This window comes from Mesorhizobium sp. M2A.F.Ca.ET.037.01.1.1 (genome assembly GCF_003998075.1).
In the GTDB taxonomy this organism is placed as follows: Bacteria; Pseudomonadota; Alphaproteobacteria; order Rhizobiales; family Rhizobiaceae; genus Mesorhizobium.
The window spans coordinates 1-886 of sequence record NZ_RZSA01001556.1 but is presented as its reverse complement, the minus strand read 5'-3'; the positions used below and the strand labels follow the sequence as shown (position 1 = coordinate 886).

The following is an 886-nucleotide window of genomic DNA, read 5'->3' as shown; positions in this document are numbered from 1 at the left end:
GCGCGAACACGCCCTCGGCGAGCGGCGAACGGCAGATATTGCCGAGGCAGACGAACAGAACGGAATTTATGGACTTTATGCTCATTCGATATGCGCTGTTTGTGCATTTGGAACCCCAAAACCGCAAAGCAGCTTTGGGCGACTTGCATTATGGTGGGGTCAAATTCGAGATAGCACGGGAAATCATCATGACGAGAGAAAAACTAAGCAAGGACGCGATCGCCGCCGCTCTGGCCGAACTCGACGGCTGGTCGCTCGCCGCCGACGGCGCGTCGATCAAGCGCAGCTTCGTCTTCAAGAATTTCTCAGAGGCCTTCGCCTTCATGACCCGCGTGGCGCTGGCCGCCGAGAAGATGGACCATCACCCGGATTGGTCCAATGTCTACAAGACCGTCGACGTGACGCTGAACACGCATGACGCCGGCGGCGTGACGGCGCTGGATATCGAACTGGCAAAGCGGATGAACCGGTATTTTCACTGAGGGCGAGACGTCGTCACTTCGTCATCCACGGGCGGAGCGACGCGAAGCGGAGCGCAGACCCGAGGATCCATTCCGTGACCGTGGTCGAGGATTGTAGCGGAGCAGAATTCTGCACCGTGAGCGGCGCTCGAGGTAACGGAATGGATCCTCGGGTCTGCGCGCGTCGCTTCGCTCCTTGCTTCGCCCGTGGATGACGATCGGAGGAATAGCTCGGCCAATCGCCAAACTGAGGCGATTGCCACCAACCAGCATTTGAAGTGCTGTGGCATCTCGTTCCGATTTTCCGCCCAACCAACCCCCAAACTCTTGCAGCAGCCCCCCGCTTTCACCACATCTTTCGCGGCGGTCGGCACGCATGGGTTGCGCGCGGCCGCCAAGGAGCGATTGATGACGCAAGGTTCCGG

The 886-nt window shown here is 59.5% G+C and carries 2 protein-coding genes and 1 pseudogene; 2 read left to right on the top strand and 1 reads right to left on the bottom strand.

Features of this window, described 5'->3' with window-relative positions; all coding sequences use genetic code 11:
* Positions 1-85 (bottom strand): annotated as a pseudogene (locus tag EOA27_RS38335) (low molecular weight phosphotyrosine protein phosphatase); the annotation flags it as partial.
* A 103-nt stretch (positions 86-188) separates the two neighbouring features.
* Here EOA27_RS38335 and EOA27_RS38330 point away from each other — a divergent pair.
* The gene (locus EOA27_RS38330) at positions 189-482 is read left to right on the top strand and encodes a 4a-hydroxytetrahydrobiopterin dehydratase (RefSeq protein ID WP_112129091.1); all 294 of its coding nucleotides are present in this window, start codon (positions 189-191) and stop codon (positions 480-482) included.
* Positions 483-668: 186 nt separating this feature from the next.
* Positions 669-886 (top strand): hypothetical protein (locus tag EOA27_RS41765; RefSeq protein WP_210214209.1); only part of this gene is annotated, 218 nt, incomplete at its 3' end.

Excerpts from the sequence above, each read along its gene's own strand:
- EOA27_RS38330 (WP_112129091.1), top strand. The coding sequence starts at position 189 with ATGACGAGAGAAAAACTAAGCAAGGACGCGATCGCCGCCGCTCTGGCC.